Source organism: Enterobacter sp. SA187, assembly GCF_001888805.2.
Taxonomy (GTDB): Bacteria; Pseudomonadota; Gammaproteobacteria; order Enterobacterales; family Enterobacteriaceae; genus Enterobacter_D.
Genome location: NZ_CP019113.1, coordinates 625,464 through 651,299, shown reverse-complemented (window position 1 = coordinate 651,299; position 25,836 = coordinate 625,464). Strand labels below are relative to the sequence as shown.

General features: G+C 56.8%; 24 protein-coding genes. 18 read left to right on the top strand and 6 right to left on the bottom strand.

The window, feature by feature from the left end; translation table 11 throughout:
* Positions 1–6 precede the first annotated feature (6 nt).
* Complete coding sequence (gene yhdP, locus BMF08_RS03210) at positions 7–3,801, top strand: AsmA2 domain-containing protein YhdP (RefSeq protein WP_072569535.1); 3,795 nt, start codon at positions 7–9, stop codon at positions 3,799–3,801.
* A gap of 81 nt (positions 3,802–3,882) precedes the next feature.
* A complete protein-coding gene (tldD, locus tag BMF08_RS03205) occupies positions 3,883–5,331 on the top strand; it encodes a metalloprotease TldD (protein ID WP_072569536.1) in 1,449 nt (482 codons plus the stop codon).
* 47 nt (positions 5,332–5,378) lie between these two features.
* On the opposite strand, the gene aaeR is transcribed toward tldD, so the two are convergent.
* Complete coding sequence (aaeR, locus tag BMF08_RS03200) at positions 5,379–6,308, bottom strand: HTH-type transcriptional activator AaeR (RefSeq protein ID WP_072569537.1); 930 nt, start codon at positions 6,306–6,308, stop codon at positions 5,379–5,381.
* A gap of 177 nt (positions 6,309–6,485) precedes the next feature.
* Here aaeR and aaeX point away from each other — a divergent pair, with 177 nt between their 5' ends.
* The 5 genes from aaeX to BMF08_RS03175 all read left to right on the top strand — a co-directional run bounded on the left by aaeX (position 6,486) and on the right by BMF08_RS03175 (position 11,463).
* Positions 6,486–6,689 carry a p-hydroxybenzoic acid efflux pump operon protein AaeX gene (aaeX, locus tag BMF08_RS03195; RefSeq protein ID WP_072569538.1) on the top strand — a complete coding sequence of 68 codons (204 nt, stop codon included), beginning with the start codon at positions 6,486–6,488 and terminating at the stop codon, positions 6,687–6,689.
* A 7-nt stretch (positions 6,690–6,696) separates the two neighbouring features.
* Entirely contained in the window at positions 6,697–7,629 is a 933-nt protein-coding gene (gene aaeA / locus BMF08_RS03190; RefSeq protein WP_072569539.1) for a p-hydroxybenzoic acid efflux pump subunit AaeA, read from the top strand.
* Between the two features lie 5 nt (positions 7,630–7,634).
* Positions 7,635–9,602, top strand: a complete 1,968-nt coding sequence (aaeB, locus tag BMF08_RS03185; protein ID WP_072570126.1) for a p-hydroxybenzoic acid efflux pump subunit AaeB — start codon at positions 7,635–7,637, stop codon at positions 9,600–9,602.
* An 84-nt stretch (positions 9,603–9,686) separates the two neighbouring features.
* Positions 9,687–11,141 (top strand): NAD-dependent succinate-semialdehyde dehydrogenase, encoded by a 1,455-nt coding sequence (locus BMF08_RS03180; RefSeq protein WP_072569540.1) that lies wholly within the window; start codon positions 9,687–9,689, stop codon positions 11,139–11,141.
* Positions 11,142–11,187: 46 nt separating this feature from the next.
* Positions 11,188–11,463 (top strand): barstar family protein, encoded by a 276-nt coding sequence (locus BMF08_RS03175; protein ID WP_072569541.1) that lies wholly within the window; start codon positions 11,188–11,190, stop codon positions 11,461–11,463.
* A 52-nt stretch (positions 11,464–11,515) separates the two neighbouring features.
* Here BMF08_RS03175 and yhcN read toward each other — a convergent pair whose 3' ends face one another.
* Both yhcN and argR read right to left on the bottom strand, forming a co-directional pair.
* On the bottom strand, positions 11,516–11,779 hold the full coding sequence (yhcN, locus tag BMF08_RS03170; protein WP_072569542.1) for a peroxide/acid stress response protein YhcN: 264 nt from the start codon (positions 11,777–11,779) through the stop codon (positions 11,516–11,518).
* A gap of 369 nt (positions 11,780–12,148) precedes the next feature.
* A complete protein-coding gene (gene argR, locus BMF08_RS03165) occupies positions 12,149–12,619 on the bottom strand; it encodes a transcriptional regulator ArgR (protein WP_072569543.1) in 471 nt (156 codons plus the stop codon).
* A 417-nt stretch (positions 12,620–13,036) separates the two neighbouring features.
* Between argR and mdh the strand changes: the two genes are divergently transcribed.
* A complete protein-coding gene (mdh, locus tag BMF08_RS03155) occupies positions 13,037–13,975 on the top strand; it encodes a malate dehydrogenase (RefSeq protein ID WP_072569544.1) in 939 nt (312 codons plus the stop codon).
* A 61-nt stretch (positions 13,976–14,036) separates the two neighbouring features.
* On the opposite strand, the gene degS is transcribed toward mdh, so the two are convergent.
* The 3 genes from degS to zapG all read right to left on the bottom strand — a co-directional run bounded on the left by degS (position 14,037) and on the right by zapG (position 17,134).
* The gene (gene degS / locus BMF08_RS03150; protein ID WP_072569545.1) at positions 14,037–15,104 is read right to left on the bottom strand and encodes an outer membrane-stress sensor serine endopeptidase DegS; all 1,068 of its coding nucleotides are present in this window, start codon (positions 15,102–15,104) and stop codon (positions 14,037–14,039) included.
* Positions 15,105–15,193: 89 nt separating this feature from the next.
* On the bottom strand, positions 15,194–16,564 hold the full coding sequence (gene degQ / locus BMF08_RS03145; RefSeq protein WP_072569546.1) for a serine endoprotease DegQ: 1,371 nt from the start codon (positions 16,562–16,564) through the stop codon (positions 15,194–15,196).
* 171 nt (positions 16,565–16,735) lie between these two features.
* The gene (zapG, locus tag BMF08_RS03140; RefSeq protein WP_072570127.1) at positions 16,736–17,134 is read right to left on the bottom strand and encodes a Z-ring associated protein ZapG; all 399 of its coding nucleotides are present in this window, start codon (positions 17,132–17,134) and stop codon (positions 16,736–16,738) included.
* 193 nt (positions 17,135–17,327) lie between these two features.
* Between zapG and zapE the strand changes: the two genes are divergently transcribed.
* The 10 genes from zapE to nanQ all read left to right on the top strand — a co-directional run bounded on the left by zapE (position 17,328) and on the right by nanQ (position 25,836).
* Positions 17,328–18,452 (top strand): cell division protein ZapE, encoded by a 1,125-nt coding sequence (gene zapE / locus BMF08_RS03135; RefSeq protein ID WP_072569547.1) that lies wholly within the window; start codon positions 17,328–17,330, stop codon positions 18,450–18,452.
* 244 nt (positions 18,453–18,696) lie between these two features.
* Complete coding sequence (rplM, locus tag BMF08_RS03125; protein WP_017374839.1) at positions 18,697–19,125, top strand: 50S ribosomal protein L13; 429 nt, start codon at positions 18,697–18,699, stop codon at positions 19,123–19,125.
* A gap of 14 nt (positions 19,126–19,139) precedes the next feature.
* A complete protein-coding gene (gene rpsI / locus BMF08_RS03120; protein WP_003025138.1) occupies positions 19,140–19,532 on the top strand; it encodes a 30S ribosomal protein S9 in 393 nt (130 codons plus the stop codon).
* 313 nt (positions 19,533–19,845) lie between these two features.
* Positions 19,846–20,484, top strand: a complete 639-nt coding sequence (gene sspA, locus BMF08_RS03110; RefSeq protein ID WP_072569548.1) for a stringent starvation protein SspA — start codon at positions 19,846–19,848, stop codon at positions 20,482–20,484.
* A 5-nt stretch (positions 20,485–20,489) separates the two neighbouring features.
* Positions 20,490–20,987: a ClpXP protease specificity-enhancing factor gene (gene sspB / locus BMF08_RS03105; protein WP_072569549.1), complete on the top strand. Its 498-nt coding sequence runs from the start codon at positions 20,490–20,492 to the stop codon at positions 20,985–20,987.
* Between the two features lie 123 nt (positions 20,988–21,110).
* Complete coding sequence (nanR, locus tag BMF08_RS03100; protein ID WP_072570128.1) at positions 21,111–21,893, top strand: transcriptional regulator NanR; 783 nt, start codon at positions 21,111–21,113, stop codon at positions 21,891–21,893.
* Positions 21,894–22,041: 148 nt separating this feature from the next.
* Positions 22,042–22,935 carry an N-acetylneuraminate lyase gene (nanA, locus tag BMF08_RS03095; protein ID WP_072569550.1) on the top strand — a complete coding sequence of 298 codons (894 nt, stop codon included), beginning with the start codon at positions 22,042–22,044 and terminating at the stop codon, positions 22,933–22,935.
* 65 nt (positions 22,936–23,000) lie between these two features.
* A complete protein-coding gene (locus tag BMF08_RS03090) occupies positions 23,001–24,500 on the top strand; it encodes an MFS transporter (protein ID WP_072569551.1) in 1,500 nt (499 codons plus the stop codon).
* Positions 24,497–25,372 carry an N-acetylmannosamine kinase gene (gene nanK, locus BMF08_RS03085; protein ID WP_072569552.1) on the top strand — a complete coding sequence of 292 codons (876 nt, stop codon included), beginning with the start codon at positions 24,497–24,499 and terminating at the stop codon, positions 25,370–25,372. Before BMF08_RS03090 ends, nanK begins: the two co-directional genes overlap by 4 nt.
* Positions 25,369–25,836, top strand: a complete 468-nt coding sequence (nanQ, locus tag BMF08_RS03080) for an N-acetylneuraminate anomerase (protein WP_072569553.1) — start codon at positions 25,369–25,371, stop codon at positions 25,834–25,836. The genes nanK and nanQ overlap by 4 nt, the downstream gene beginning before the upstream one ends.

Here is a 25,836-nt window from a genome sequence, read left to right as displayed (position 1 = left end):
AGATGCGTGAGGCGACTGCCGGGGATATTGCTGCTGACTGTGGCGACATTGGTTGTCATCATTGCGCTGCTGGTGAGCGGCCTGCGCCTGATGCTGCCGCATCTGGACAGCTGGCGTCCGGCCATCCTCGCGAAAATCGAATCCTCCTCCGGCGTGCCGGTAGACGCAAAACAGGTTACCGCCAGCTGGCAAAACTTCGGCCCGACGCTGGACGTACGCGGCATCCACGCCGGTTTTAAAGACGGCGGCGAGGTGTCCATTGAGCGCGTCACCCTGGCGCTCGACGTCTGGCAAAGCCTGCTGCACCTGCGCTGGCAGTTCCGCGATCTCACCTTTTATCAGCTTCAGGTTCATACCAATACGCCCCTGCAACAGAGCAATGACAGCGAGGGCATGGAAACCAGCCGTCTGAGCGATCTGTTCCTCCGCCAGTTCGACCATTTCGATCTGCGCGACAGCCATATCAGTTTCCTGACGCCATCCGGACAGCGGGCCGAGCTGGCGGTGCCACAGCTGACGTGGCTTAACGGCAAAGCCCGTCACCGTGCCGAAGGCGAAGTCAGCCTCTCCAGCCTTACCGGACAACACGGCGTGATGAAAGTGCGTATGGATCTGCGTGACGACGAAGGGCTGCTCAACCATGGCCGCGTATGGCTACAGGCCGATGATATTGACGTCAAACCCTGGCTTGGCAAATGGATGCAGGATAACGTCGCCCTGCAAACCGCGCGCTTTAGCCTTGAGGGCTGGCTGACGCTGAGCAAAGGCGAAGTGTCGGGGGGCGATGTCTGGCTGAAAAAAGGCGGCGCCAGCTGGAAAGGCGATAGCCAGCCGCACCGTTTGTCAGTTGATAATCTGACGGCGCACGTCACCCGCCAGCAGCAGGGCTGGCAGTTCGATATTCCCGAAACCCGTATCACCATGGATGACAAGCCGTGGCCGAAAGGCGCGCTGTCGCTGGCCTGGGTTCCGGCGCAGGAAGTGGGCGGGGCGAAGGGCGTACGCAGCGACGAACTGCGCGTGCGCGCCAGCCATCTGGAACTGAACGGGCTGGACGGCCTGCTGCCCATTGCCGAAAAACTCTCGCCTGCGCTGGGCGAAATCTGGCGCGCCATGCAGCCGACCGGGCAAATCGAAAAGCTGGCGCTGGATATTCCCCTTCAGGCGACTGAAAAAACCCGCTTTCAGGCGAACTGGAACAATCTTGCCTGGCAGCAATGGAAAATGCTGCCGGGCGTCGAGCACTTTACCGGTACGCTCTCCGGCAGCGTGGACGACGGCAGGCTGACCGGCAGCGTCACCGATGCGAAAATGCCCTACAAAACGGTATTCCGCGCGCCGCTGGAAATCGAAAAGGGCGTCGCCACACTTAACTGGCTGAAAAATGACAAAGGTTTCCAGCTCGATGGTCGGCAGATTGATGTCAAAGGCACGGGCGTTCATGCGCGCGGCGATTTTCGTTATCTGCAACCTGCCGGAGATGAACCCTGGCTTGGCATTCTCGCCGGGATCAGCACCGATGATGCCGGACAGGCCTGGCGGTACTTCCCGGAAAACCTGATGGGTAAAGCGCTGGTGGATTACCTGAGCGGCGCAATCCAGGGCGGCCAGGTGGATAACGCCACCCTGGTGTACGGCGGTAATCCGCATCTGTTCCCCTATAAACATAACGAAGGCCAGTTCGAAGTGCTGGTGCCGCTGCGTAACGCCACCTTCGCGTTCCAGCCTGGCTGGCCGGCGCTTAAAAATCTCGATATGGAACTGGACTTCCTTAATGACGGCCTGTGGATGAGGACCGATGAGGTCAACCTTGGCGGTGTGAAAGGTCATAATCTGACGGCGGTGATCCCGGATTACCTGAAAGAAAAACTGCTGATCGATGCTGATATCAGCGGGCCAGGCAAAGCAGTGGGGCCCTATTTCAACGACACGCCGCTGAAAGATTCGCTGGGCGCCACGCTGGAAGAGCTTCAGCTTGATGGCGATGTAAGCGCTCGCTTACACCTCGATATTCCGCTGGATGGCGAAATGACGACCGCCAAAGGCGACGTGCGCCTGAATAATAACAGCCTGTTTATTAAGCCGCTGAACAGCACGCTGCATAATTTAAGCGGCCAGTTCAGCTTTGAGAACGGCAATCTGAAAAGCGAGCCGCTGACCGCCCGCTGGTTTAATCAGCCGCTTAACGTGAATTTCTCCACCACCGAGGGCGAAAAGGCCTATCAGGTGGCGGTAGATCTGAACGGTAACTGGCAGCCTGCGGGCATAGAGGCGCTGCCGAAACAGCTGCGCGATGCCGTCAGCGGTAGCGCCGCCTGGAATGGCAAAGTGGGCATCGAGCTGCCTTATCATGCCGGTGCGCGCTACAACGTGGATATCAAAGGCGACTTAAAAAATATCGCCAGCCGTCTGCCTTCGCCGCTGGAAAAAGCCGCCGGTCAGCCGTTGCCGTTAACGGTGAAAGTGGAAGGCGACCTGCGGCGTTTCGATCTGACGGGCAAAGCGGGCAGCGACAGCCATTTCAACAGCCGCTGGCTGCTGGGTAAAAAGCTGACCCTGGACCGCGCTATCTGGACGTCGGAAAGCCGGACGCTGCCGCCGCTGCCGGAAACCGCAGGCGTGGAGCTGAATCTGCCGCCGCTGGATGGCGCGCAGTGGATGGCGTTGCTCCAGCAGGGCGTGGCGAATAACGTCAGTAGCGCGACGGCCTTCCCGGAAAGCATTACCCTGCGTACCCCGGCGCTGACGCTCGGCGGGCAGCAATGGAACAACCTGAGCATCGTGAAGCAGCCGGTAGCGGGCGGTGCTAAAGTCGAAGCCCAGGGACGTGAAATCAATGCTACTGTCACGATGCTGGATAACGCTCCCTGGCAGGCGGCGATCCGCTATCTCTATTACAACCCGGCGGCGGCCGAGCGCGATCCGCTGTCGCCGACGACGCTGCTTACCAAACGGCAGATCGATTTCAGCGGCTGGCCTGATCTGCAATTACGCTGCGCGGAGTGCTGGTTCTGGGGACAAAAATACGGGCGGCTCGACGGCGATTTCACGATCAATGGCGACACCTTAACCCTGAAGAATGGTCTGCTGGACAGCGGCTTTGCCCGTCTGACGGCGAACGGCGAATGGGTCAACCGCGCCGGTGCCGAACGCACGTCGATTAAGGGCAGACTGAAGGGGGATAAGATCGACGCGGCGACCAATTTCTTTGGTGTTACCACGCCACTGCGGGAAGCGCCTTTTGACGTCGATTACGATTTGCACTGGCGTAATACGCCCTGGCAGCCGGAAGAGGCCTCCCTCAATGGTATTCTGCGCACCCGGCTGGGTAACGGCGAGATCGCGGATGTCAGCACCGGACGCGCCGGGCAGCTGCTGCGCCTGGTAAGTTTCGACGCGCTGCTGCGCAAGCTGCGGTTTGATTTCAGCGACACCTTCAGCGAAGGATTCTACTTTGACTCCATCCGCAGCACCGCCTGGATCAAAGATGGCGTGCTGCATACCGATGACACCCTGGTGGATGGCCTGGAAGCGGATATCGCCATGAAAGGATCGGTAGACCTGGTTCGCCGTAAACTCGACGTGGAAGCCGTGGTGGCGCCGGAAATCTCCGCTACCGTCGGCGTGGCGGCCGCTTTTGCGGTTAACCCCATCGTCGGCGCAGCGGTATTCGCCGCCAGTAAAGTGCTGGGGCCCTTGTGGAATAAAGTCTCCATCCTGCGCTACCAGATCACCGGCACCATGGATAAACCACAAATTAATGAAGTGCTGCGCCAGCCGCGTAGCCCGGCGAAGCAATGATTTGACGGGGGCGAGTAATTGCCTCACTCTCAATAGATATGATTTCTACCGCTAACCTGGCGGCAACCAAAGAGTAGCAACATGACGAGTTTGAATCTGGTTAGTGAACAATTGCTAACGGCGAATGGCCTGAATCATCAGGATCTGTTTTCCATTCTTGGCCAGCTGGCCGAGCGCCGTCTTGATTACGGCGATCTCTATTTCCAGTCGAGCTATCACGAGTCCTGGGTTTTAGAAGACAACATCATTAAAGACGGCTCGTATCACATCGACCAGGGCGTCGGCGTGCGGGCGGTAAGCGGTGAAAAAACGGGCTTTGCTTACGCCGATCAGATCAGCCTGCTGGCGCTGGAACAGAGCGCGCAGGCGGCACGCACTATCGTGCGCGACAGCGGCGACGGTAAAGTGAAAACCCTGGGCGCGGTGGAGTATGGCGCGCTCTATACCAGCGTCGATCCGCTGCAAAGCATGACCCGCGAAGAGAAGCTAGACATTCTGCGCCGCGTGAATGCGGTGGCCCGTGCCGCAGATAAGCGCGTACAGGAAGTGAATGCCAGCCTCACCGGTGTTTATGAACTGATCCTGGTGGCCGCGACTGACGGCACGCTGGCGGCGGATGTCCGTCCGCTGGTTCGTCTGTCGGTCAGCGTGCAGGTGGAAGATCAGGGCAAGCGCGAGCGTGGCTCAAGCGGCGGCGGCGGTCGTTTCGGCTATGAATGGTTCCTCGCCGATGCGGGCGGTGAAGTCCGTGCGGATGCGTGGGCGAAAGAAGCTGTGCGTATGGCGCTGGTTAATCTCTCCGCCGTGGCGGCCCCTGCCGGTACGCTGCCGGTGGTGCTGGGCGCGGGCTGGCCGGGCGTGCTGCTGCACGAAGCGGTCGGTCACGGTCTGGAAGGGGACTTCAACCGTCGCGGCACCTCCGTGTTCAGCGGACAGATGGGCCAGCTGGTGGCCTCCGAACTCTGTACCATCGTTGATGACGGCACGATGCACGATCGTCGCGGCTCGGTAGCAATTGATGATGAAGGTACGCCAGGCCAGTACAACGTGCTGATCGAGAAAGGCGTGCTGAAAGGCTATATGCAGGACAAGCTGAACGCCCGTCTGATGGGCGTCGCGCCAACCGGTAACGGCCGCCGCGAATCCTATGCCCATTTACCGATGCCGCGCATGACCAATACCTACATGCTGGCGGGGCAATCCACGCCGCAGGAGATTATTGAATCCGTCGAATACGGCATCTACGCGCCAAACTTTGGCGGCGGTCAGGTGGATATCACCTCCGGTAAATTCGTTTTCTCAACGTCCGAAGCTTATCTGATTGAAAACGGTAAAGTGACGACGCCGGTGAAAGGCGCCACGCTGATCGGCTCCGGTATCGAAGCCATGCAGCAGGTGTCGATGGTCGGTAACGATCTGCAACTCGACAGCGGCGTGGGCGTATGCGGTAAAGAAGGGCAGAGCCTGCCGGTCGGTGTGGGTCAGCCGACGCTGAAAGTGGATAACCTGACCGTAGGCGGTACGGCGTAATTTATTGCGTGAAATTGCCCGGCGGCGCTGCGCTTGCCGGGCCTACATCATTTCTCTTTCGCCCGTCCGCGCATCGCCTGAAACAGGTTCGCCACCTCAACAAAATAATCCGTCAGATAGTTAATACACACCTGCACCTTGAGCGGCAGCTTGTCCTTTTCGGTATAAAGGGCGTAAACCGGGCGTGGATCTGACTGGTAGCGCGGAAATAAGATCTCCAGCGTGCCGCGGTTGATCTCATCGATCACCCACATCAGCGGCACATAGGCCACTCCGGCCCCGGCGGTCAGCCAGCGGGTTAGCGTCATCGGATCGTTAGTGACAAAACGGCCCTGCGGGATCAGGCGCGTGGATAGCCCTTCAGGGGCGATCAGCTCGAATTCGTTATCCGGGCGCACGCTGTACTCCAGCCAGGAGTGATTGCTCAGATCGGCGGGTTTTTCAGGAATGCCGTACTGCGCCAGATAGCTTTTCGCGGCGCACACCACCATCGGCATCGCCCCCAGACGGCGGGAAAAAAGGCTCGAATCCTGCAATGCCCCCACGCGGATCACCACGTCCAGCCCGTCGGCAATAAGATCGGGGGCGGGGATCCCCGTCACCAGATTCACCGTCAGGCCGGGGTAATCCTTCAGCATCCGGGCAGTCATCCCGGCGAGGACATTTTGCGCCATGGTTGAAGAACAGCCGATGCGCAGCGTACCGATGGGCGTGTTATTAAAAGCGTAGAGCTGTTCATGCACGTCCTGTACTTCATGCAGCATCCGTCGGCAGCCCTGATAATAAATTTTACCGGCTTCGGTCAGCGCCAGGCTGCGGGTGCTGCGGTTAAGCAACTTCACTTGCAACTCATCTTCCAGCTTCGAGACGGTCTGGCTGATAGAGGAGACGCTCATATGCAGCTGTCGCGCGGCAGCGGTGAACGAACCCAGTTCGACGACGCGGGCAAACACCGACATGCGTTTTAATCGTTCCATTGTTCACTCTGGCTTAAAAGTGATTTAGATCACACTATATAGATGACAGCATAACAGTTACGCTAATATATAGTTAGCTGAATAATAGATACGTCACTCTCGCCTGGCCTTTCTGGCCCTAATCCCTGCGGTGACGTGAATAATAATTGTCTCCTGCATGCGTTAATCAAGGTCAACATGAGTCTGTTTCCCGTGGTCGTGGTGTTCGGTCTGTCGTTCCCACCGATATTCTTTGAGTTACTTATATCACTGGCGCTGTTCTGGCTGGTGCGCCGTCTGCTGCTCCCGACAGGTATCTATGACTTTGTCTGGCACCCGGCATTGTTTAATACAGCGCTATATTGCTGCTTATTTTATTTACTGACGCGCCTGTTCGACTGAGGTAGATGTGAAAACACTAACAAGAAATTTTACCCGTACCGCCATCACCGTGGTGATGGTTATTCTGGCATTCATCGCCATCTTTCGCGCATGGGTCTATTACACCGAATCGCCATGGACGCGTGACGCGCGTTTTAGTGCCGATGTGGTCGCCATCGCGCCGGATGTCGCGGGGCTGATCACCGATGTGAAGGTTCACGATAACCAGCTGGTGCAGAAAGACCAGGTGCTGTTCACCATCGACCGGCCGCGCTATCAAAAAGCCGTCGAAGAAGCCGAGGCTGACGTGGCGTACTACCGCGCGCTGGCAAGTGAAAAACGCCGCGAAGCCGGACGTCGTAATAAATTAGGCATCCAGGCGATGTCCCGCGAGGAGATCGAGCAGTCCAACAACGTCTTGCAGACGGTGATCCACCAGCAGGCGAAAGCGCAGGCGACGCTGGATCTGGCAAAACTCGATCTCGAACGTACCGTTATCCGCGCCCCGGCCGCAGGCTGGGTGACCAACCTGAACGTCTATACCGGGGAATTTATAACCCGCGGTTCGACGGCGGTGGCGCTGGTCAAACAAAATTCATTTTATGTACTCGCCTATATGGAAGAGACCAAGCTGGAAGGTGTGCGAACCGGCTATCGCGCCGAAATTACGCCGCTGGGCAGTAACCGGGTGCTTAAAGGCACGGTAGACAGCGTCGCCGCCGGGGTCACCAACGCCAGCAGCAGCCGTGACGCCAAAGGCATGGCGACCATTGACTCCAATCTTGAATGGGTCCGCCTGGCGCAACGCGTGCCGGTGCGTATTCGCCTGGACAATCAGAAAGAGAATGTCTGGCCCGCCGGGACCACGGCCACGGTGGTGATCACCGGTGAAAAAGACCGGGACGAAAGCCAGGACTCCTTCTTCCGTAAACTGGCTCATCGTCTGCGTGAGTTTGGTTAAGCATGATGGGCATTTTTTCCATCGCCACACAGCACATTCGCTTCGCCCTGAAACTGGCGTGCGCCATTGTGCTGGCGCTGTTCGTCGGCTTTCACTTCCAGCTTGAAACCCCACGCTGGGCAGTGCTGACGGCGGCGATCGTTGCCGCAGGCCCGGCGTTTGCGGCGGGGGGAGAACCTTACTCCGGGGCGATCCGTTACCGCGGCATGCTGCGTATTATCGGCACCTTTATCGGCTGCGTGGCGGCGCTGACCATCATTATTCTGATGATCCGCGCGCCGCTGCTGATGCTGGTGGTTTGCTGTATCTGGGCCGGATTTTGTACCTGGGTCTCCTCGCTGGTGCGTGTCGAAAACTCCTACGCCTGGGGACTGGCGGGTTATACGGCGCTGATCATCGTCATCACCATTCAGTACGAGCCATTACTCACGCCGCAGTTTGCGGTGGAGCGATGCAGTGAGATCGTACTGGGGATCGTTTGTGCCATCGTCGCCGATTTGCTGTTTTCACCCCGCTCCATCAAACAGGAGATCGACCGCGAACTCGACAGCCTGCTGGTGGCGCAATACCAGCTGATGCAGTTATGCATCGCGCATGGCAGCGGCGAAGAGATGGATAAAGCCTGGGGCGCGCTGGTGCGCCGTACCACGGCGCTGGAAGGGATGCGCAGCAACCTGAATATGGAATCCTCCCGCTGGGCGCGGGCGAACCGGCGGCTGAAAGTGATTAACACCCTGTCGCTGACGCTGATCACTCAGGCCTGTGAAACCTGGCTTATTCAGAACACCCGACCGGAAGCGGTGACCGACACCTTCCGCGAACTCTTTGCGGAGCCGGTAGAAACCGCGCAGGACGTACATAAACAGCTCAAGCGCATACGCCGGGTGATTATCTGGACCGGCGAACGCGACACGCCGGTGACGATTTACAGCTGGGTCGGGGCGGCAACGCGCTATCTGCTGCTCAGGCGCGGGGTGATCGGCAACACCAAAATCAGCGCCACGGAAGAAGAGGTGCTGGAAGGCGAAACTGTGGTTAAAGCCGGGTCCGCCGAGCGCCATCATGCGATGGTGAACTTCTGGCGCACCACGCTCTCCTGTATTCTCGGCACGCTGTTCTGGCTGTGGACGGGCTGGACCTCGGGTAACGGCGCGATGGTGATGATCGCGGTGGTGACCTCGCTGGCGATGCGCCTGCCTAACCCGCGCATGGTGGCGATTGATTTTGTGTACGGTACGCTGGCGGCCTTACCCCTGGGGGCGTTCTACTTCTTGGTGGTGATCCCCTCCACGCAGCAAAGCATGCTGTTGCTGTGCATCAGCCTTGCGGTGCTGGCCTTCTTTATCGGCATTGAAGTGCAGAAACGGCGGCTGGGATCCCTTGGCGCGCTGGCGAGCACCATCAATATTATTGTGCTGGATAACCCGATGACCTTTGAATTCAGCCGCTTTCTTGACAGCGCGCTGGGGCAGATTGTCGGCTGTATCCTGGCGTTCACGGTGATTGTGCTGGTGCGGGATAACTCCCGCGCACGTACCGGACGGATGCTGCTCAATCAGTTTATGTCCGCGGCGGTATCGTCCCTGACCACCAATACCGCCCGACGTAAAGAAAACCATCTGCCGGCGCTATATCAGCAGTTGTTTTTACTGCTGAGCAAATTTCCGGATGATGTCGCCAAATTCCGTCTGGCGCTGACGCTGATCATCGCCCACCAGCGCCTGCGTGACGCTCCGGTACCGGTGAACGCCGAGCTGTCGGCCTGGCATCGCCAGTTACGACGCACGGCGGATCAGGTGATGTCGGCCACCAGCGACCACAAACGGCGGCGCTACTTTACGCAGCTGCTGGGTGAGCTTGATGTGTATCAGGAGAAGCTGCACAGCTGCTCCGCGCCGGATCAGGTCACTCATCCTGTGAAGCGGCTGGTGGATATGCTCCACAAATATCAGCATGCGCTGACTGACAGTTAAGCCCACAAACCGACGCCAGAAGCGTCGGTTTTTTTATGGCTATACTTAACTTCATTGCCCGAAAACCGAGGCTCAGGAGGATATATGACAACGCAGGCACTTCAGGATCATGCGCTATTCCAGACAGGTTATTTTGTTGATGGAGTATGGAAAAAACTGGAAACGACCTTTGAGGTCACCAACCCGGCAACGGGCGAGGTCATAGCGAAAGTCGCGAAAGCCGGTAAGAAAGAGACGGAAGAGGCCATTGCCGCCGCCAGCCGTGCCTTTCCCGCCTGGCGCGCGAAAACCGCTAAAGAACGCTCTGCGATCCTCTATCGCTGGTATGAACTGATTATCGAGAATAAAAGCTGGCTGGGACAGCTGATGACCGCCGAACAGGGCAAACCACTGAAAGAAGCGGAAGGCGAAGTGGACTATGCCGCCAGCTTTATTCAATGGTTTGCTGAGCAGGCCAAGCGCGCCAACGGCGAAATCATCCCGCCTGCCAAAGCGGGCTCACGCATCTTTGCCACCCGCGAACCGGTGGGCGTAGTGGCGGCGATCACGCCATGGAACTTCCCGATGGCGATGCTGACCCGTAAGCTCGGCCCGGCGCTGGCGGCAGGCTGCACTGCTTTGATCAAACCTGCAAATAATACGCCGCTCAGCGCCTTTGCCCTGATCCAGCTGGCGAAAAAAGCCGGGGTGCCGGATGGCGTACTGAACGCCGTGGCAGGCACCACGGCGGAAATCAGCGACGCCATTATGGCCAGTCCGGAGGTGCGCAAAATCTCCTTTACCGGATCGACGGCGGTTGGCAAAACGCTGATGCGCAACGCGGCGGACACCATGAAAAAGGTGTCGATGGAGCTGGGCGGCAACGCGCCCTATATCGTCTTCGAAGATGCTGATATTGACGCGGCAGTGCAGGGGGCGATTGCCAATAAATTCCGTAACGCCGGGCAGGTGTGCGTCAGCGTTAACCGTTTTTATATCCATGAGTCAGTGTATGACACCTTTGTCAGCAAGCTGGCGAGCGCCGTCAGCGCTCTGAAAGTGGGTAATGGCGTGGAAGAGGGCGTGGTGGTCGGCCCGCTGATTGAACCTTCCGCAGTAGATAAGGTACGCGAACACGTCGAGGATGCCGTGGCGAAAGGCGCGAAAGTGCTGGCAGGCGGTAAAGCGCATGCGCTGGGCGGCAATTTCTGGGAGCCGACGGTACTGGGCGACTGTAGCGATGGCATGAAGCTGGCCGCCGAGGAAACGTTCGGGCCGCTGGCCGCCTGCTTCCGCTTTACCTCGGAAGAAGAGGTGATCCGCCGCGCCAACGATACGCCGTTCGGCCTTGCGGCCTATTTCTATACGCAAAATCTGGCGCGGGTATTCCGTGTCTCGCAGGCCATTGAAAGCGGCATGATTGGCGTCAACGAGTGTGCGGTTTCGACCGAGCTGGCCCCCTTCGGCGGCGTAAAAGAGTCAGGGCTGGGTCGCGAAGGCTCGGTGCTGGGGCTGGAAGAATTTATGGAAGTGAAAACCCTGCATCTGGGGGGATTATAAACATCAGCGGCGGCTCTCGCCGCCCGTGCGCGCGGGATGGCTGGCAATGAATACTATCTACACTTTTGATTTTGATGAGATTGAGGACCAGACGGATTTTTACCGTGAATTTGCGCGCGCCTTTAATATTGAGCGGGCAAAGGTGCACGATCTGGATTCTCTCTGGGATGTGGTGACAGGGGGCGCTTTACCCGTACCGCTGGAGATCGAGTTTCTGCATCTGGCGGATAAAGAGCGTCGGCGCTATGGCGCGCTGATCCTGCTATTTGATGAAGCAGAAGAAGAACTGGAAGGGGCGCTGCGCTTCAACGTGCGGGCCTGAAACAAAAAAGCCCCTGCAGGGCAGGGGCAATCATATAGCACTACGGAGGGAATTATTTATAGAGTTCAGCAGTGGCGTGCCAGCTGTCACCGGTACGTGCTTCGATAATGCGGTAAGAAGACGCACCTTCTTGCTGAGCTTTTTTATCCAGTGCGGCACGCATATCCATCGGAGAGGAGTTAACGCCACCGACGGAAACGGTACCGATTGACTGGCGGGCCTGTGCCTGATCGCTGCCGATAACGTTCGCGGCAGATGCGCCGAAGGACAGGACGGAAAGGATGCTCAGGGCGGCTACAGTGGTTTTGATTTTCATGTTGTTTACCTCGTCGAATTCTTTTACTGAAGGCCTTTCTTTGTGACCTTCATCACAGAATCAAGTATACACTAATCACGCGAATAATTAATACCATGCTAATGGTTTCAGTGTGGTTTTGGTTACAAAATTAACTCTTTTTATTCCTGAAAAGCATTAAAAATGGCGAATTTTTGTCACGCGCGGAAAGGATCAATATAAAAATCAGAGTGATAGATGATTTTGATTTTTTGTGCGGTTTTATTCACTGGGTGAATGTAATGGGACAGAAAATCGCACTTTCTGTTAAAGAAATGTGGGTGATAAATAGCGGAAAAGGGGAAAACCGCAGTGGTATCCCCCAATAGCTACCCGTTGATGAGGTGGTTTTTACAGCTCCTGCTCAAATAGCACAAGGATCGCTTCATACAGCTCTTTGACAGTAAAGCCGCTGGCCGGCGTGGTGAAAATCGTATCATCACCGGCGATGGTGCCGAGAATACCTTCCGACTTGCCTAAGGAGTCCAGCAGACGGGCAATCAGCTGCGCCGCGCCCGGACTGGTGTGAATAACCACTACTGCCGCGTTGTAATCAATATCCAGCACCAGGTTCTTCAGCGGGCTGGAAGTCGTCGGAACGCCCAGCTCGGCAGGCAGGCAGTACACCATCTCCATCTTCGCGTTGCGGGTGCGTACCGCACCAAATTTGGTCAGCATGCGCGAGACTTTAGACTGGTTGATGTTATCGAAACCCTGCTCCTGCAATGCGAGCACGATTTCACCCTGGGAGCTGAATTTTTCTTCTTTAAGCAGCGCTTTAAACGCTTTAATTAATTCTTCTTGTTTGGCCGAACTTCGCATAAGTCACCCGTGGAATGGCGAGAGAAACACCATTATTATGCATATAAATGAATTTTTATGCAAATTCTCAGCCTGATTAAAGGCTGAAATAATGTAATGAAAGGGCGGGATTTTATCAAAAAACGTTATCGATAAACATGCCTGCGTCACGTGTCTCTGATTTGGTTAAAAGTAAATTAAATGTTATCAAATTGATGTTGTTTTGAGGGCTTTAGTGGGTGTATTGTACCGCCACGGCTCGGTTGCTGACGCTATAAAGCCATGCAGTTTCCCCCAAAGGGCAACAGGAAGTGAATGATGCTAAAAGCGTGCGAGGCCGCATTCTTTTGTCATGGATATTGTTAACATTTACCGAAGTTTTAAAGGTCGCCAGCAACGGTTTCAACATATTTACCTTACCATAATAAGGAGTTTAGGATGAAAGTTGCAGTCCTCGGCGCGGCAGGTGGTATCGGCCAGGCGCTTGCCCTTCTTCTCAAGACCCAACTGCCTTCAGGCTCGGAACTCTCTCTGTACGACATCGCGCCGGTTACGCCAGGCGTGGCAGTTGATTTGAGTCATATCCCTACCGCTGTAAAAATTAAAGGTTTCTCCGGCGAAGACGCCACCCCTGCGCTGGAAGGCGCGGACGTGGTGCTGATCTCCGCAGGCGTTGCCCGTAAGCCAGGGATGGATCGCTCCGATCTGTTCAACGTTAACGCCGGTATCGTGAAGAATCTGGTCAGCCAGGTGGCGAAAACCTGTCCGGGCGCCTGTGTGGGTATCATCACCAACCCGGTAAACACCACCGTCGCTATCGCGGCAGAAGTGCTGAAAAAAGCCGGTGTTTACGACAAGAACAAACTGTTTGGCGTCACCACGCTGGACATCATCCGTTCCAACACCTTTGTTGCTGAGCTGAAAGGCAAGCAACCGGGTGAGGTGGAAGTGCCGGTTATCGGCGGACACTCTGGCGTGACCATTCTGCCGCTGCTGTCGCAGATCCCGGGCGTGAGCTTTACCGATCAGGAAGTGGCCGATCTGACCAAACGTATCCAGAACGCGGGTACTGAAGTGGTGGAAGCGAAGGCCGGTGGCGGTTCCGCTACGCTGTCGATGGGTCAGGCCGCTGCGCGCTTTGGTTTATCGCTGGTGCGTGCGCTGTCAGGTGAAAAAGGCGTGGTGGAATGCGCATATGTTGAAGGCGATGGCGAACACGCCCGCTTCTTCTCGCAGCCGCTGCTGCTGGGCAAAAATGGCGTGGAAGAGCGTCAGTCCATCGGCACACTGAGCGCCTTTGAACAAAGCGCGATGGAAGGCATGCTGGAAACGCTGAAAAAAGACATTCAGCTGGGCGAAGAGTTCGTTAACCAGTAACGGTCTGGGCAGTCTCTGCATGCTAAAAAGCCGGAATATTGTTCCGGCTTTTTTACGTCTGCTATGTAGTGGCGGGGTATTCCTGGATAGTGACCTTAAGGGACAGCTTCTTATCTTCGCGCATCACCTCAACCGGAATTTCTGAACCCGGGCGGATCTCCGCCACCTGATCCATAGTTTCCAGCGCCGATACCGCCGGTTTATTGTTCACCGAGATAATCACGTCGTTCACCTGGATCCCTGCGCGCGCCGCCGGACCGTCCGGCGCCACTTCGTTCACCACAATCCCCTGGATCTGATCGATGCCGCCACCCTGGGTATGCAGCGGGGCGATCTCTCTGCCGCTGATGCCGATGTAGCCGCGGATCACCCGACCGTCGCGGATCAGCTTATCCATAATTTTGGTCGCCAGCTGGAAGGGGATAGCAAAGCCGATACCTTCCGGCGTTTCGCCGTCGTTGCTCTTGTCAAAGGAGAGGGTGTTGATGCCCATTAATTCACCCAGCGAGTTAACCAGCGCGCCGCCGGAGTTGCCGTGGTTAATGGAGGCGTCAGTTTGCAGGAAGTTCTGCCGTCCTGACGGGTTCAGGCCAATACGACCGGTGGCGCTGACGATCCCCTGAGTAATGGTCTGCCCGAGGTTGTACGGGTTGCCGATCGCCATCACCACATCGCCGATATGCGGCATGCGTTTACGGTTGATGGGGATCACCGGCAGGCCGCCGGTGGCGTTGACTTTCAGCACCGCCAGATCGGTTAAGGCATCGGATCCAACCAGCAGGGCTTCAAACACCCGGCCATCCTGTAAGGCGACGATAATCTGGTCGGCGTCATTGATCACATGCTTGTTGGTAATGATGTAGCCGCGCTCGTCCATGATCACCCCTGACCCCAGGGTGCGGATCTCCAGCTGGTTATTGGCGGAGGCATTCACGCTGCGGTTATAGACGTTAACCACGGCAGGCGCGGCGCGACGTACCGCCTGGTTGTAGCTCACCGGCGTGTCGTCAGCGCTGTCAAATTTGGGCGTCGACAACGGACTAAACTGACGTAGAGAGGGCATAGCAGCCAGAAGAAGGCCACCAACAATCAAACCGATTGCAACGGAGCGTATGAGCTTTACAAACATGATGCAGGCGTCACCAGAGAGAGAATGGGCAGCATAGCATGAGTTATCCGGACATCACACGTGGGGATGATGTCCGGAACCACAAATAACTAACGTAATAATAAATAAAGCGTATCGTTACCGCGTACCACGTGCAGGGCGATGATATTCGGTTTCGCTTCCAGCACCTTGCGCATTTCCGCTATCGTCTGCACGCGGTCCCGGTTGACGCCAATAATCACATCATCTTTATGCAGGCCGGCCTGGGCGGCAGGACTGCTCTTTTCCACTTCAGAGATGGTGATCCCTTTGGTACCGTCTTTCAGCTGGCCGTCGTTTAAGGTCGCGCCCTGCAACGCCGGGGCGATCATTTCCGCGCTCGCTGAAGATGAGGTGCTTTTATCCAGCGTAACTTCCACGTCCTGCGGTTTACCGTCGCGCAACAGGCCCAGCTTCACTTTCGAGCCCGGCTCGGTGGTGGCGATGCGGGAGCGCAGCTCCGCAAAGCTGTTCAGCGGTTTTCCGTTGAGGCTGACAATCACATCGCCGGATTTGATCCCCGCTTTGGCCGAGCCGGAATTGGGCAGCACTTCGCTGACGAACGCGCCTCGCTGCACGTTGAGGTTAAAGGCTTTGGCAATATCCGCGCTCATTTCCATGCCTTTAATGCCCAGCAGTCCGCGCTTGATTTCACCGAACTGGATCAGCTGTTTGGCCAGCGTTTGCGCCATGTTGCTGGGAATGGCGAAACCGATCCCGACGCTACCGCCGCTGGGGGCAAGAATGGCGGTGTTAATGCCGATCAGCTCGCCGTTCAGGTTTAACAGCGCGCCGCCGGAGTTGCCGCGGTTGATGGAGGCGTCGGTCTGAATGAAGTTTTCCAGCCCTTCAAGATTCAGCCCGCTACGCCCGAGCGCTGAAACAATGCCTGAAGTGGCGGTCTGGCCGAGGCCAAAAGGGTTACCCACGGCGACGGCGAAATCGCCCACCCGCAGGCTGTCGGAATCAGCGACGGCGATTTGCGTCAGATTGGTGGCATTTTGCAGTTGCAGCAGGGCAATGTCGCTCTGGTCATCGCCGCCAATCAGTTTGGCTTCAAATTCACGGCCATCATTCAGCTGCACATTAATTTTCTGCGCCTGGTTGATGACATGATTATTGGTCAGCACATAACCTTTGGCGGCATCGATAATCACCCCGGAGCCGAGGCCTTCAAACGGCTGGGCTTGCTGATCCGGCGCGTCCTCACCAAAGAATTTCTTCAGTTCTTCCGGCACTTTGGGATTTTGCTGCACCGCGGTGCCTTCCACCTGCACGCTGACTACCGCAGGCAACACTTTTTCCAGCATCGGCGCGAGGCTTGGGATCGCGGCCTGACCCGGAACCTGTGACGGCAAGGCCGCCATCGTCTGTAACGGCGCGGCAAGCGCTAATCCAACACCTAACGCTAACGCACTCAATAGCTGGTTTTTTTTCTTCATTGATGCTGGCTCTCGTAACCTGAAGTGTAAGGAAAAACGCCCCAAAACAGAGGGATGTTATTGAAATTTTGCACGGGTAACAATGAGGACAATGACTAAATAATAGCTGTGATGGGAAAGAAGAGGCGGGCGCAACCTGCGCGCCCGTAAAAATTCTGGCTTAACAGTCGTTTAATCGCGTTTCTTCGCGCCGCGCAGCAGGCCTGACGCACCTTCTGAGTAGTCGCGCGGCATCTGTACCGGAGCCTGATCGTTACCCGCTTCCGATTCAGCAAGGCGATTGCGGAACGGATTCATCTCGGCGGACATTTCCGGCAGCAACTGGCTGGAGCTTTTCGCCATGTGCTGGTACAGCTGGCGATAATCATGGGCCATGTTATCGAGCAGCTCGGCGCTGTGGGCGAAATGTCCGACTAACTCCTCACGGTACTCTTCCAGCTCGGCCTTATTTTTTTCCAGCTCGTATTGCAGGGCCTGCTGGTTGCGTAACTTGCGATTACCGAAACGCATGGCTACAGCACCAATTACGATGCCGACGACTAAACCAATTAGCGCATATTCCCAGGTCATGAACATCTCCCGTTGTCTTGTGATTCCGTAGGGTGTTGGCAGGGAGGCTCCTCGCCTGTGCCTGATTATGCCACTATAACCGCTAATTCCGTATAAGTGGAATCCTGAGGCTGCATCGCGTAGTGTGGAACGGCCTTTTTTTCGTCAACCGTGAATTACGGCATACCGATACTCAAGGAATAACAATAACATCATGCAAAGTATTACCCCCACATCGCGATACCAGCAAGCCCTGGATGCGGGTACGCATCAGCCAGACGAGGTGCAGCGCGCGGCGGTTAACCGGCTGGACGCTATCTGGCAGCAACTCACGCAAACCCACACTACGCCTGCGCCACGCGGCGGCCTGATGGCGGCCTTCGGCAAACTGCTCGGTAAGAAAGAAGAATCGACAACCCCTCCCGTACGCGGCTTATATATGTGGGGCGGCGTCGGGCGCGGCAAAACCTGGCTGATGGATCTGTTTTTTCAGACTTTGCCTGGCACACGTAAACAGCGTCTGCACTTTCACCGCTTTATGCTGCGCGTTCATGAAGAGCTGACGGCGTTACAGGGAGAGAGCGATCCGCTGGAAATCATCGCCGATCGCTTTAAAGCCGAAACCGACGTGCTCTGCTTTGACGAGTTTTTTGTGTCGGACATAACCGACGCCATGCTGCTTGGCGGCCTGATGAAAGCGCTGTTCTCGCGCGGCATCACGCTGGTGGCGACCTCTAACATTCCACCGGATGAGCTTTACCGCAACGGCCTGCAACGCGCGCGCTTCCTGCCGGCGATTGAGGCTATCAAGGCAAACTGTGACGTGATGAACGTGGACGCGGGCGTCGATTACCGTCTGCGCACCCTGACGCAGGCGCATCTGTGGCTGTCACCCTTAAATGACGAGACGGCGCAGCAGATGGAAACGCTGTGGCTGGCGCTGGCAGGCGCGCCGCGCGAGCAGCGGCCAGCGCTTGAGATCAATCATCGCCCGCTGCAAACCCTGGGGGCGGAAAATCAGACGCTGGCAGTTTCCTTCACTACGCTGTGCGTCGAGGCGCGCAGTCAGCACGACTATATTGCGCTATCGCGTCTGTATCACACGGTGATGCTCTACGACGTGCCGGTGATGACGCCGCTGATGGAGAACGAAGCGCGGCGCTTTATCGCGCTGGTGGATGAATTCTACGAGCGGCACGTGAAGCTGGTGGTCAGCGCGCAAGCCCCGTTGCATGAGATTTATCAGGGTGAGCGGGTAAAATTTGAATTCCAGCGCTGCTTGTCCCGCTTACAGGAGATGCAAAGCGAGGAGTATCTGAAGCGCGAGCATCTGGCATAATCGCCTCCCCAGGCACGGCGCGGGGAAAAGTATCGTCGCAATCACAAAAAGGGGTCGATCTTTGTACCCGACTTCCCTATAATCTTGCGACCCCACGTTACGAGAAAGTTTTTTTCCCAAAACTTTTGTGTGCCGGCATAGGCTATTCGAAGGGGTAGGTTTGCTGGACAATGTCGTGTGAACCTCAACTGACTAAACGTTTGGGTGTTCACCAACGTGTAACTATTTATTGGGTAAGCTTTTAATGAAAACTTTTACAGCTAAACCAGAAACCGTAAAACGCGACTGGTATGTTGTTGACGCGACCGGTAAAACTCTGGGCCGTCTGGCTACCGAACTGGCTCGTCGCCTGCGCGGTAAGCATAAAGCGGAATACACTCCGCACGTAGATACTGGTGATTACATTATCGTTCTGAACGCAGAAAAAGTTGCCGTAACCGGTAACAAGCGTACTGACAAAATGTACTACCATCACACCGGCCACATCGGTGGTATCAAAGAAGCGACCTTTGAAGAGATGATTGCCCGCCGTCCTGAGCGTGTGATTGAAATCGCGGTTAAAGGCATGCTGCCAAAAGGCCCGCTGGGTCGTGCTATGTACCGTAAACTGAAAGTTTACGCGGGTAACGAGCACAACCACGCGGCACAGCAACCGCAAGTTCTGGACATCTAATCGGGATTATGGCAATGGCTGAAAATCAATACTACGGCACTGGTCGCCGCAAAAGTTCCGCAGCTCGCGTTTTCATCAAACCGGGCAGTGGCAAAATCGTTATCAACCAACGTTCTCTGGAACAGTACTTCGGTCGTGAAACTGCCCGCATGGTAGTTCGTCAGCCGCTGGAACTGGTCGACATGGTTGAGAAACTGGATCTGTACATCACTGTTAAAGGTGGTGGTATCTCTGGTCAGGCTGGTGCGATCCGTCACGGTATCACCCGCGCTCTGATGGAGTACGATGAGTCCCTGCGTGGCGAACTGCGTAAAGCTGGCTTCGTTACTCGTGATGCTCGTCAGGTTGAACGTAAGAAAGTCGGTCTGCGTAAAGCACGTCGTCGTCCTCAGTTCTCCAAACGTTAATCTGTTTCTGCTCAGGCAGAATACAGTTGGCGAAAAAACCCGCTCCGGCGGGTTTTTTTATGCCTGAAAATTTAGTTATCCACTGTAATAGCTTGATTCCTGCCTCTTTTTGAGCAATTGCGCAATACCCTCACCACAAAGCCCGCAAAATCTGGTAAACTATCATCCAATTTTGTGCCCAAATGCCGGGGATAGTTCATTTTTTGTTTAAATATTGAACAATGAAATGTACCCGGGTGGATAGATTACTTACATCTGGCGAGCCACGTTGTGGTTTGCAGCAGTAATATTCTGAATATACCTGGAGGTTTTCATGGCTGTCGCTGCCAACAAACGTTCGGTAATGACGCTGTTTTCTGGTCCTACTGACATCTATAGCCACCAAGTCCGCATCGTGCTGGCCGAGAAAGGTGTTAGTTTTGAAATTGAGCATGTGGAGAAGGATCATCCGCCTCAGGATCTGATTGACCTCAACCCGAATCAAAGCGTACCGACACTTGTAGATCGCGAGCTGACCCTGTGGGAATCTCGCATCATTATGGAATATCTGGATGAGCGTTTTCCGCATCCGCCGCTGATGCCGGTATACCCGGTTGCGCGTGGTGAAAGCCGCCTGTACATGCAGCGTATCGAAAAAGACTGGTACTCGCTGATGAACGTTGTCGTGAACAGCACCGGTGCTCAGGCGGATACCGCCCGTAAACAACTGCGTGAAGAGCTGCTGGCTATCGCGCCGGTATTTGGACAGAAGCCTTACTTCCTGAGCGATGAATTCAGCCTGGTCGATTGCTATCTGGCGCCGCTGTTATGGCGTCTGCCGCAGCTGGGGATCGAACTCAGCGGCGCAGGGGCTAAAGAGCTGAAAGGCTACATGACGCGCGTCTTTGAACGCGATTCCTTCCTCGCTTCACTGACAGAAGCCGAACGCGAAATGCGCCTTGGCCGGGGTTAATAAGCATGGAAATGTCACAACTGTCTCCACGCCGTCCGTATCTGCTGCGCGCATTCTATGAATGGTTGCTGGATAACCAGCTCACGCCGCATCTGGTGGTAGATGTGACCCTGGAAGGCGTGCGTGTGCCAATGGAATATGCTCGTGACGGGCAGATTGTGTTGAATATCGCGCCGCGTGCTGTCGGTAATCTGGAGCTGGCTAACGACGAAGTGCGTTTTAACGCGCGTTTCGGCGGGGTGCCGCGCCAGGTGTACGTCCCGCTGGCTGCCGTACTGGCAATTTATGCCCGTGAAAACGGCGCAGGCACCATGTTTGAGCCGGAAGCGGCGTATGACGGCGACGCCATTTCTCTCAATGACGATGACGAGACTACCACGCCTGAGGGTGAAACTGTCATGTCCGTTATCGACGGCGACAAGCCCGATAACAGTGATGACAACGATCCTGATGACGATCCGCCGCCGCGCGGTGGCCGTCCGGCATTACGCGTTGTGAAATAAACTGACAGGCCCCGACGGGCCTGTTTTTTTTGCCTTTGGTAACGCCATCCCGCACCAGGTGCGCCAGCCTGATATTCCTGTGTTATGATGAGCTTGCTGTCACACACTACTTATCCGGGCGCTATGAACGCATTTGATCCTGACTCCGACAACCCTGCTGAAAAGGTCGCGCGCACGCTGCGTCGTCGTCCGCTGGCGCGTAAAAAGCTCTCAGAGATGGTGGAAGAAGAGCTGGAGCAGATGATCCGCCGCCGTGAAGTGGCTGAGGGTGAACAGCTGCCGTCTGAACGTGAACTGATGGCGCTGTTCAACGTTGGCCGCCCGTCGGTACGCGAGGCGCTGGCCGCGCTGAAACGCAAAGGCCTGGTGCAGATCAGCAATGGCGAACGGGCGCGCGTATCACGCCCCTCAGCCGATACCATCGTCAGCGAACTCTCCGGCATGGCGAAAGACTTTCTCTCGCGCCCCGGCGGTATCGCCCATTTTGAACAGCTGCGTTTGTTCTTTGAATCAAGCCTGGTGCGTTACGCCGCCGAGCACGCCACCGACGCGCAGATTGAACAGCTCAGTAAAGCGCTGGAATGGAACAGCCAGACGCTGGACGACAACGCGCTTTTTATCCGCTCCGACGTCGAGTTTCACCGCGTGCTGGCGCAAATTCCCGGCAACCCTATTTTCAACGCCATTCATCTCTCCCTGCTTGACTGGCTGATCGCCGCGCGTCCGGCCGTACCGGAAAAAGAGCTGCATCAGCACAATAACGTCAGTTATCAGCAGCATATTGAGATCGTCAACGCCATCCGCCAGCGCGATCCGGATGCTGCCGATCGCGCCCTGCATACCCATCTGAACAGCGTTTTCGCCACCTGGCACGCCTTCGACAAAAAGAAAAAATCCCGCGCCTGATCCCGCATTGCCTTAACGATCCTCAAACGATCGTTTAGTGAGGCAGATCCCATTCCCTGCATTTGGGGACAAAATGTCGATTTTGTGTGCTGGTATAATAGGTATAAAGGTATATAGTCAGGCAATGATAACCCATCAGGAGAAGTTCATGTCTGTTCAGTTAAAAGGCGTTATGCCCGCCCTGTTAACCCCCTTCGACGCCAGCGAAAATCTGGATACCGAAAGCCTGCGCCGTCTGGTGCGTTTCAATATCAGTCAGGGCATTGATGGGCTGTACGTCGGCGGATCCACCGGCGAAGCCTTTGTCCAGAGCATTAAAGAACGTGAAGAAGTGCTGGAGATCGTGGCCGAAGAAGCGAAAGGCAAAATCACGCTGATTGCCCATGTCGGCACCGTCAGCACGCGGGAAACGCAACAGCTGGCGACAGCTGCCAGCCGTTACGGGTTTGACGCCGTCTCCGCCGTTACGCCCTTCTATTATCCTTTCAGCTTTGCCGAGCACTGTGACCATTACCGGGCGGCCATTGATGCTGCCGACGGTCTGCCGATGGTGGTTTACAACATCCCGGCGCTGAGCGGCGTGAAGCTGTCGCTCGATCAAATCAGTACCCTGGTCACGCTGCCGGGCGTCGGCGCGCTGAAACAAACCTCGGGCGATCTTTTTCAGATGGAGCAGATCCACCGCGCGCACCCGGATCTGGTGCTTTATAACGGCTATGACGAGATCTTCGCTTCCGGTCTGCTGGCGGGCGCGAATGGCGGTATTGGCAGCACCTATAACATTATGGGCTGGCGCTATATGGGGATTGTGCGCGCGCTGGCGGAAGGGGATATCGCCACCGCGCAACGTTTGCAGACCGAGTGTAATAAAGCGATCGATCTGCTGATCAAAGTGGGGGTTTTCCGCGGCCTGAAAACTATCCTGCACTACATGGACGTGCTGACGGTGCCGCTGTGCCGTAAACCCTTCGGCCCGGTTGATGAACAATACCTGCCAGAACTGAAAGCGCTGGCGGATCGGCTGCTTGCTGAGAAGTGCTAACCTGATGCCGGGCGGCAACAGGTCGGCCCGGCCATGAAAAACAGACCGAGCGTCGGGAGAATGTTATGACAATGCCTGCCCAGAGCATCCCGTGGTATCGCCATCTTAATCGCAGCCAGTGGCGGGCGTTCAGCGCCGCCTGGCTTGGCTATCTGCTGGATGGTTTTGATTTTGTATTAATCGCGCTGGTATTAACCGAGATCCAGGGCGAATTCGGCCTGACCACCGTTCAGGCAGCCAGCCTGATTTCCGCCGCCTTTATTTCCCGCTGGTTCGGCGGGCTGATGCTGGGGGCGATGGGGGACCGCTACGGTCGCCGCCTCGCCATGGTCACCAGCATCATTTTGTTTTCTGTCGGTACCCTGGCCTGCGGTTTCGCGCCGGGCTACACCACCATGTTTATCGCCCGTCTGGTGATCGGCATGGGGATGGCGGGTGAATACGGCTCCAGCGCCACCTACGTGATTGAAAGCTGGCCGAAGCAACTGCGCAATAAAGCCAGCGGCTTTTTGATCTCCGGTTTTTCCGTGGGCGCGGTGATCGCCGCTCAGGTTTACAGCCTGGTGGTGCCGGTATGGGGCTGGCGGGCGCTGTTCTTTATCGGCATCGTGCCGATCGTTTTCGCGCTCTGGCTGCGTAAAAATATTCCGGAAGCGGAAGACTGGCAGCAAAAACATGCCGGTAAAGCGCCGGTGCGTACTATGGTTGACATTCTCTACCGCGGCAAACTGCGCATTCTGAATATCCTGATGACAATAGCCGCCGCCAGCGCGCTCTGGTACTGCTTTGCCGCGCAAATGAAAAACGCCGCGCTGGTGATTGCCTTTGGTCTGCTGTGCGCGGCGATCTTTATCAGCTTTATGGTGCAAAGCAGCGGCAAACGGTGGCCGACGGGCGTGATGCTGATGGTGGTGGTGCTGTTTGCCTTCCTCTATTCATGGCCCATTCAGGCGCTGCTGCCGACGTACCTGAAAACCGAACTGGCTTACGATCCCTCCACCGTGGCGCGGGTGCTGTTCTTCAGTGGCTTTGGCGCGGCGGTGGGCTGCTGCGTGGGGGGCTTTCTCGGCGACTGGCTGGGCACGCGCAAAGCCTATGTTTACAGCCTGCTGGCCTCGCAGTTATTGATCATCCCGGTATTCGCTATTGGCGGCGCCAATGTCTGGGTGCTGGGCTTTTTACTCTTCTTCCAGCAGATGCTGGGGCAGGGGATCTCCGGGATCTTACCTAAGCTGATCGGCGGCTATTTCGATACCGATCAACGGGCGGCGGGGCTGGGCTTCACTTATAACGTGGGGGCGCTGGGCGGCGCGCTGGCGCCGATTATCGGCGCACTCTTCGCACAGAAAATGGAGCTGGGCACCGCGCTGGGATCGCTCTCTTTCAGCCTGACCTTTGTGGTGATCCTGCTGATTGGTCTTGATATGCCGTCCCGCGTACAGCGCTGGTTGCGGCCGGAAGCGCTGCGCACCCATGACGCCATCGATGGCAAACCCTTTAGCGGCGCAGTGACGCATAACGCGGACAAAAGCGACTTACTGAAAACAAAGCGGGCGGCGAAATGATCACTCTGGCTATCGACATCGGCGGCACCAAACTTGCCGCTGCGCTGGTGGACGCACACGGGCGATTATCCTGCCGCGCCACCCTGCCGACACCCGCCAGCCGCACGCCTGATGCGCTGGAGGCCGCCCTGCGCGATCTGCTGACGCCGCTCTACCCGCGTGCGCAGCGCTTCGCCATTGCCTCCACCGGTATCATTCAGGATGGCGTACTGACGGCCATTAACCCGGAAAACCTTGGCGGACTGGCGCATTTTCCGCTGGTGGCCTGCGTCGCGAGCATCACCGGCTTGCCGGGAGTGGCGCTAAATGATGCACAGGCGGCAGCATGGGCAGAATATCAGCCGCTGGCAGCTCGTGTGCGTGACATGGTGTTTCTGACCATCTCGACAGGCGTCGGCGGCGGCCTGGTGCGTGATGGCAGGCTGGTCACCGGACAGGGCGGGCTGGCGGGCCATTTCGGCCATACGCTCGCCGATCCGCTCGGGCCGCGCTGTGGCTGTGGACGTACCGGCTGCGTGGAGGCCATCGCCTCCGGACGCGGCATCGCGGCGGCGGCAGAGGGCGAACTGGCTGGCTGTGACGCGAAAACCCTGTTTGCCCTGAGCGAGCAGGGGCATGCGGGAGCCAGTACGCTGGTGAACAGATCGGCAACCGCGCTGGCACGCCTGATCGCCGATGTGAAGGCCGCCACCGACTGTCAGTGCGTGGTGCTCGGCGGCAGCATTGGTCTGGCACCCGGCTATCTTGCCCGTGTGCGGACGGCGCTGTTACGCGAACCGGCGATGTACCATACCGAATTACTGACTGCGCATTATCAGCACGACGCCGGACTGCTCGGCGCGGCCTGGTGGGCTAACGGGAGAAAAGCATGATTTACGGAGATATTCACCAGCCGGAAGCGGCCGGTTTACCCGCCGGATTGCTGGATGCGCTGCGCCAGGCGCTGGCATTAGCGCCGGAGCAGCTATCCCCCGGACGGCACGAACTCGCCGGTGCGGCGTGCTTTATGAACGTGATGCATTACAGCACGCAGTTGCCGGACACAAAAAAGGCGGAACTCCACCGGCAGTATGTGGATGTGCAGGTGGTGCTTACCGGGGAAGAGCAGATTTTTTACGGCGCTGCGGGCAGTGCGCGCGAGTGCGAAGAGTGGCATGATGCAGACGATTATCAGCTGTGCCAGCACATTGATAATCAGCAGAGGCTGACCCTGCGCGCCGGGATGTTTGCCGTATTTATGCCCGGTGAACCGCATAAGCCTGGCTGCACCATGGGGCGGGAGAGCGAGGTAAAAAAAGCGGTGATTAAAGTTCCCTGCGAGGAAGCCACTGGCTGA

Bases quoted from the DNA above. Each gene is read 5' to 3' on its own strand.
- zapE (WP_072569547.1), top strand. From the start codon at position 17,328: ATGCAAAGTATTACCCCCACATCGCGATACCAGCAAGCCCTGGATGCG.
- BMF08_RS03175 (WP_072569541.1), top strand. From the start codon at position 11,188: ATGAATACTATCTACACTTTTGATTTTGATGAGATTGAGGACCAGACG.
- aaeX (WP_072569538.1), top strand. From the start codon at position 6,486: ATGAGTCTGTTTCCCGTGGTCGTGGTGTTCGGTCTGTCGTTCCCACCG.
- yhcN (WP_072569542.1), bottom strand. From the start codon at position 11,779: ATGAAAATCAAAACCACTGTAGCCGCCCTGAGCATCCTTTCCGTCCTG.
- nanK (WP_072569552.1), top strand. From the start codon at position 24,497: ATGATCACTCTGGCTATCGACATCGGCGGCACCAAACTTGCCGCTGCG.
- aaeR (WP_072569537.1), bottom strand. From the start codon at position 6,308: ATGGAACGATTAAAACGCATGTCGGTGTTTGCCCGCGTCGTCGAACTG.
- sspA (WP_072569548.1), top strand. From the start codon at position 19,846: ATGGCTGTCGCTGCCAACAAACGTTCGGTAATGACGCTGTTTTCTGGT.
- mdh (WP_072569544.1), top strand. From the start codon at position 13,037: ATGAAAGTTGCAGTCCTCGGCGCGGCAGGTGGTATCGGCCAGGCGCTT.
- nanA (WP_072569550.1), top strand. From the start codon at position 22,042: ATGTCTGTTCAGTTAAAAGGCGTTATGCCCGCCCTGTTAACCCCCTTC.
- BMF08_RS03090 (WP_072569551.1), top strand. From the start codon at position 23,001: ATGACAATGCCTGCCCAGAGCATCCCGTGGTATCGCCATCTTAATCGC.
- rpsI (WP_003025138.1), top strand. From the start codon at position 19,140: ATGGCTGAAAATCAATACTACGGCACTGGTCGCCGCAAAAGTTCCGCA.
- tldD (WP_072569536.1), top strand. From the start codon at position 3,883: ATGACGAGTTTGAATCTGGTTAGTGAACAATTGCTAACGGCGAATGGC.
- nanR (WP_072570128.1), top strand. From the start codon at position 21,111: ATGAACGCATTTGATCCTGACTCCGACAACCCTGCTGAAAAGGTCGCG.
- aaeB (WP_072570126.1), top strand. From the start codon at position 7,635: ATGGGCATTTTTTCCATCGCCACACAGCACATTCGCTTCGCCCTGAAA.
- nanQ (WP_072569553.1), top strand. From the start codon at position 25,369: ATGATTTACGGAGATATTCACCAGCCGGAAGCGGCCGGTTTACCCGCC.
- BMF08_RS03180 (WP_072569540.1), top strand. From the start codon at position 9,687: ATGACAACGCAGGCACTTCAGGATCATGCGCTATTCCAGACAGGTTAT.
- sspB (WP_072569549.1), top strand. From the start codon at position 20,490: ATGGAAATGTCACAACTGTCTCCACGCCGTCCGTATCTGCTGCGCGCA.
- degQ (WP_072569546.1), bottom strand. From the start codon at position 16,564: ATGAAGAAAAAAAACCAGCTATTGAGTGCGTTAGCGTTAGGTGTTGGA.
- argR (WP_072569543.1), bottom strand. From the start codon at position 12,619: ATGCGAAGTTCGGCCAAACAAGAAGAATTAATTAAAGCGTTTAAAGCG.
- rplM (WP_017374839.1), top strand. From the start codon at position 18,697: ATGAAAACTTTTACAGCTAAACCAGAAACCGTAAAACGCGACTGGTAT.
- degS (WP_072569545.1), bottom strand. From the start codon at position 15,104: ATGTTTGTAAAGCTCATACGCTCCGTTGCAATCGGTTTGATTGTTGGT.
- zapG (WP_072570127.1), bottom strand. From the start codon at position 17,134: ATGACCTGGGAATATGCGCTAATTGGTTTAGTCGTCGGCATCGTAATT.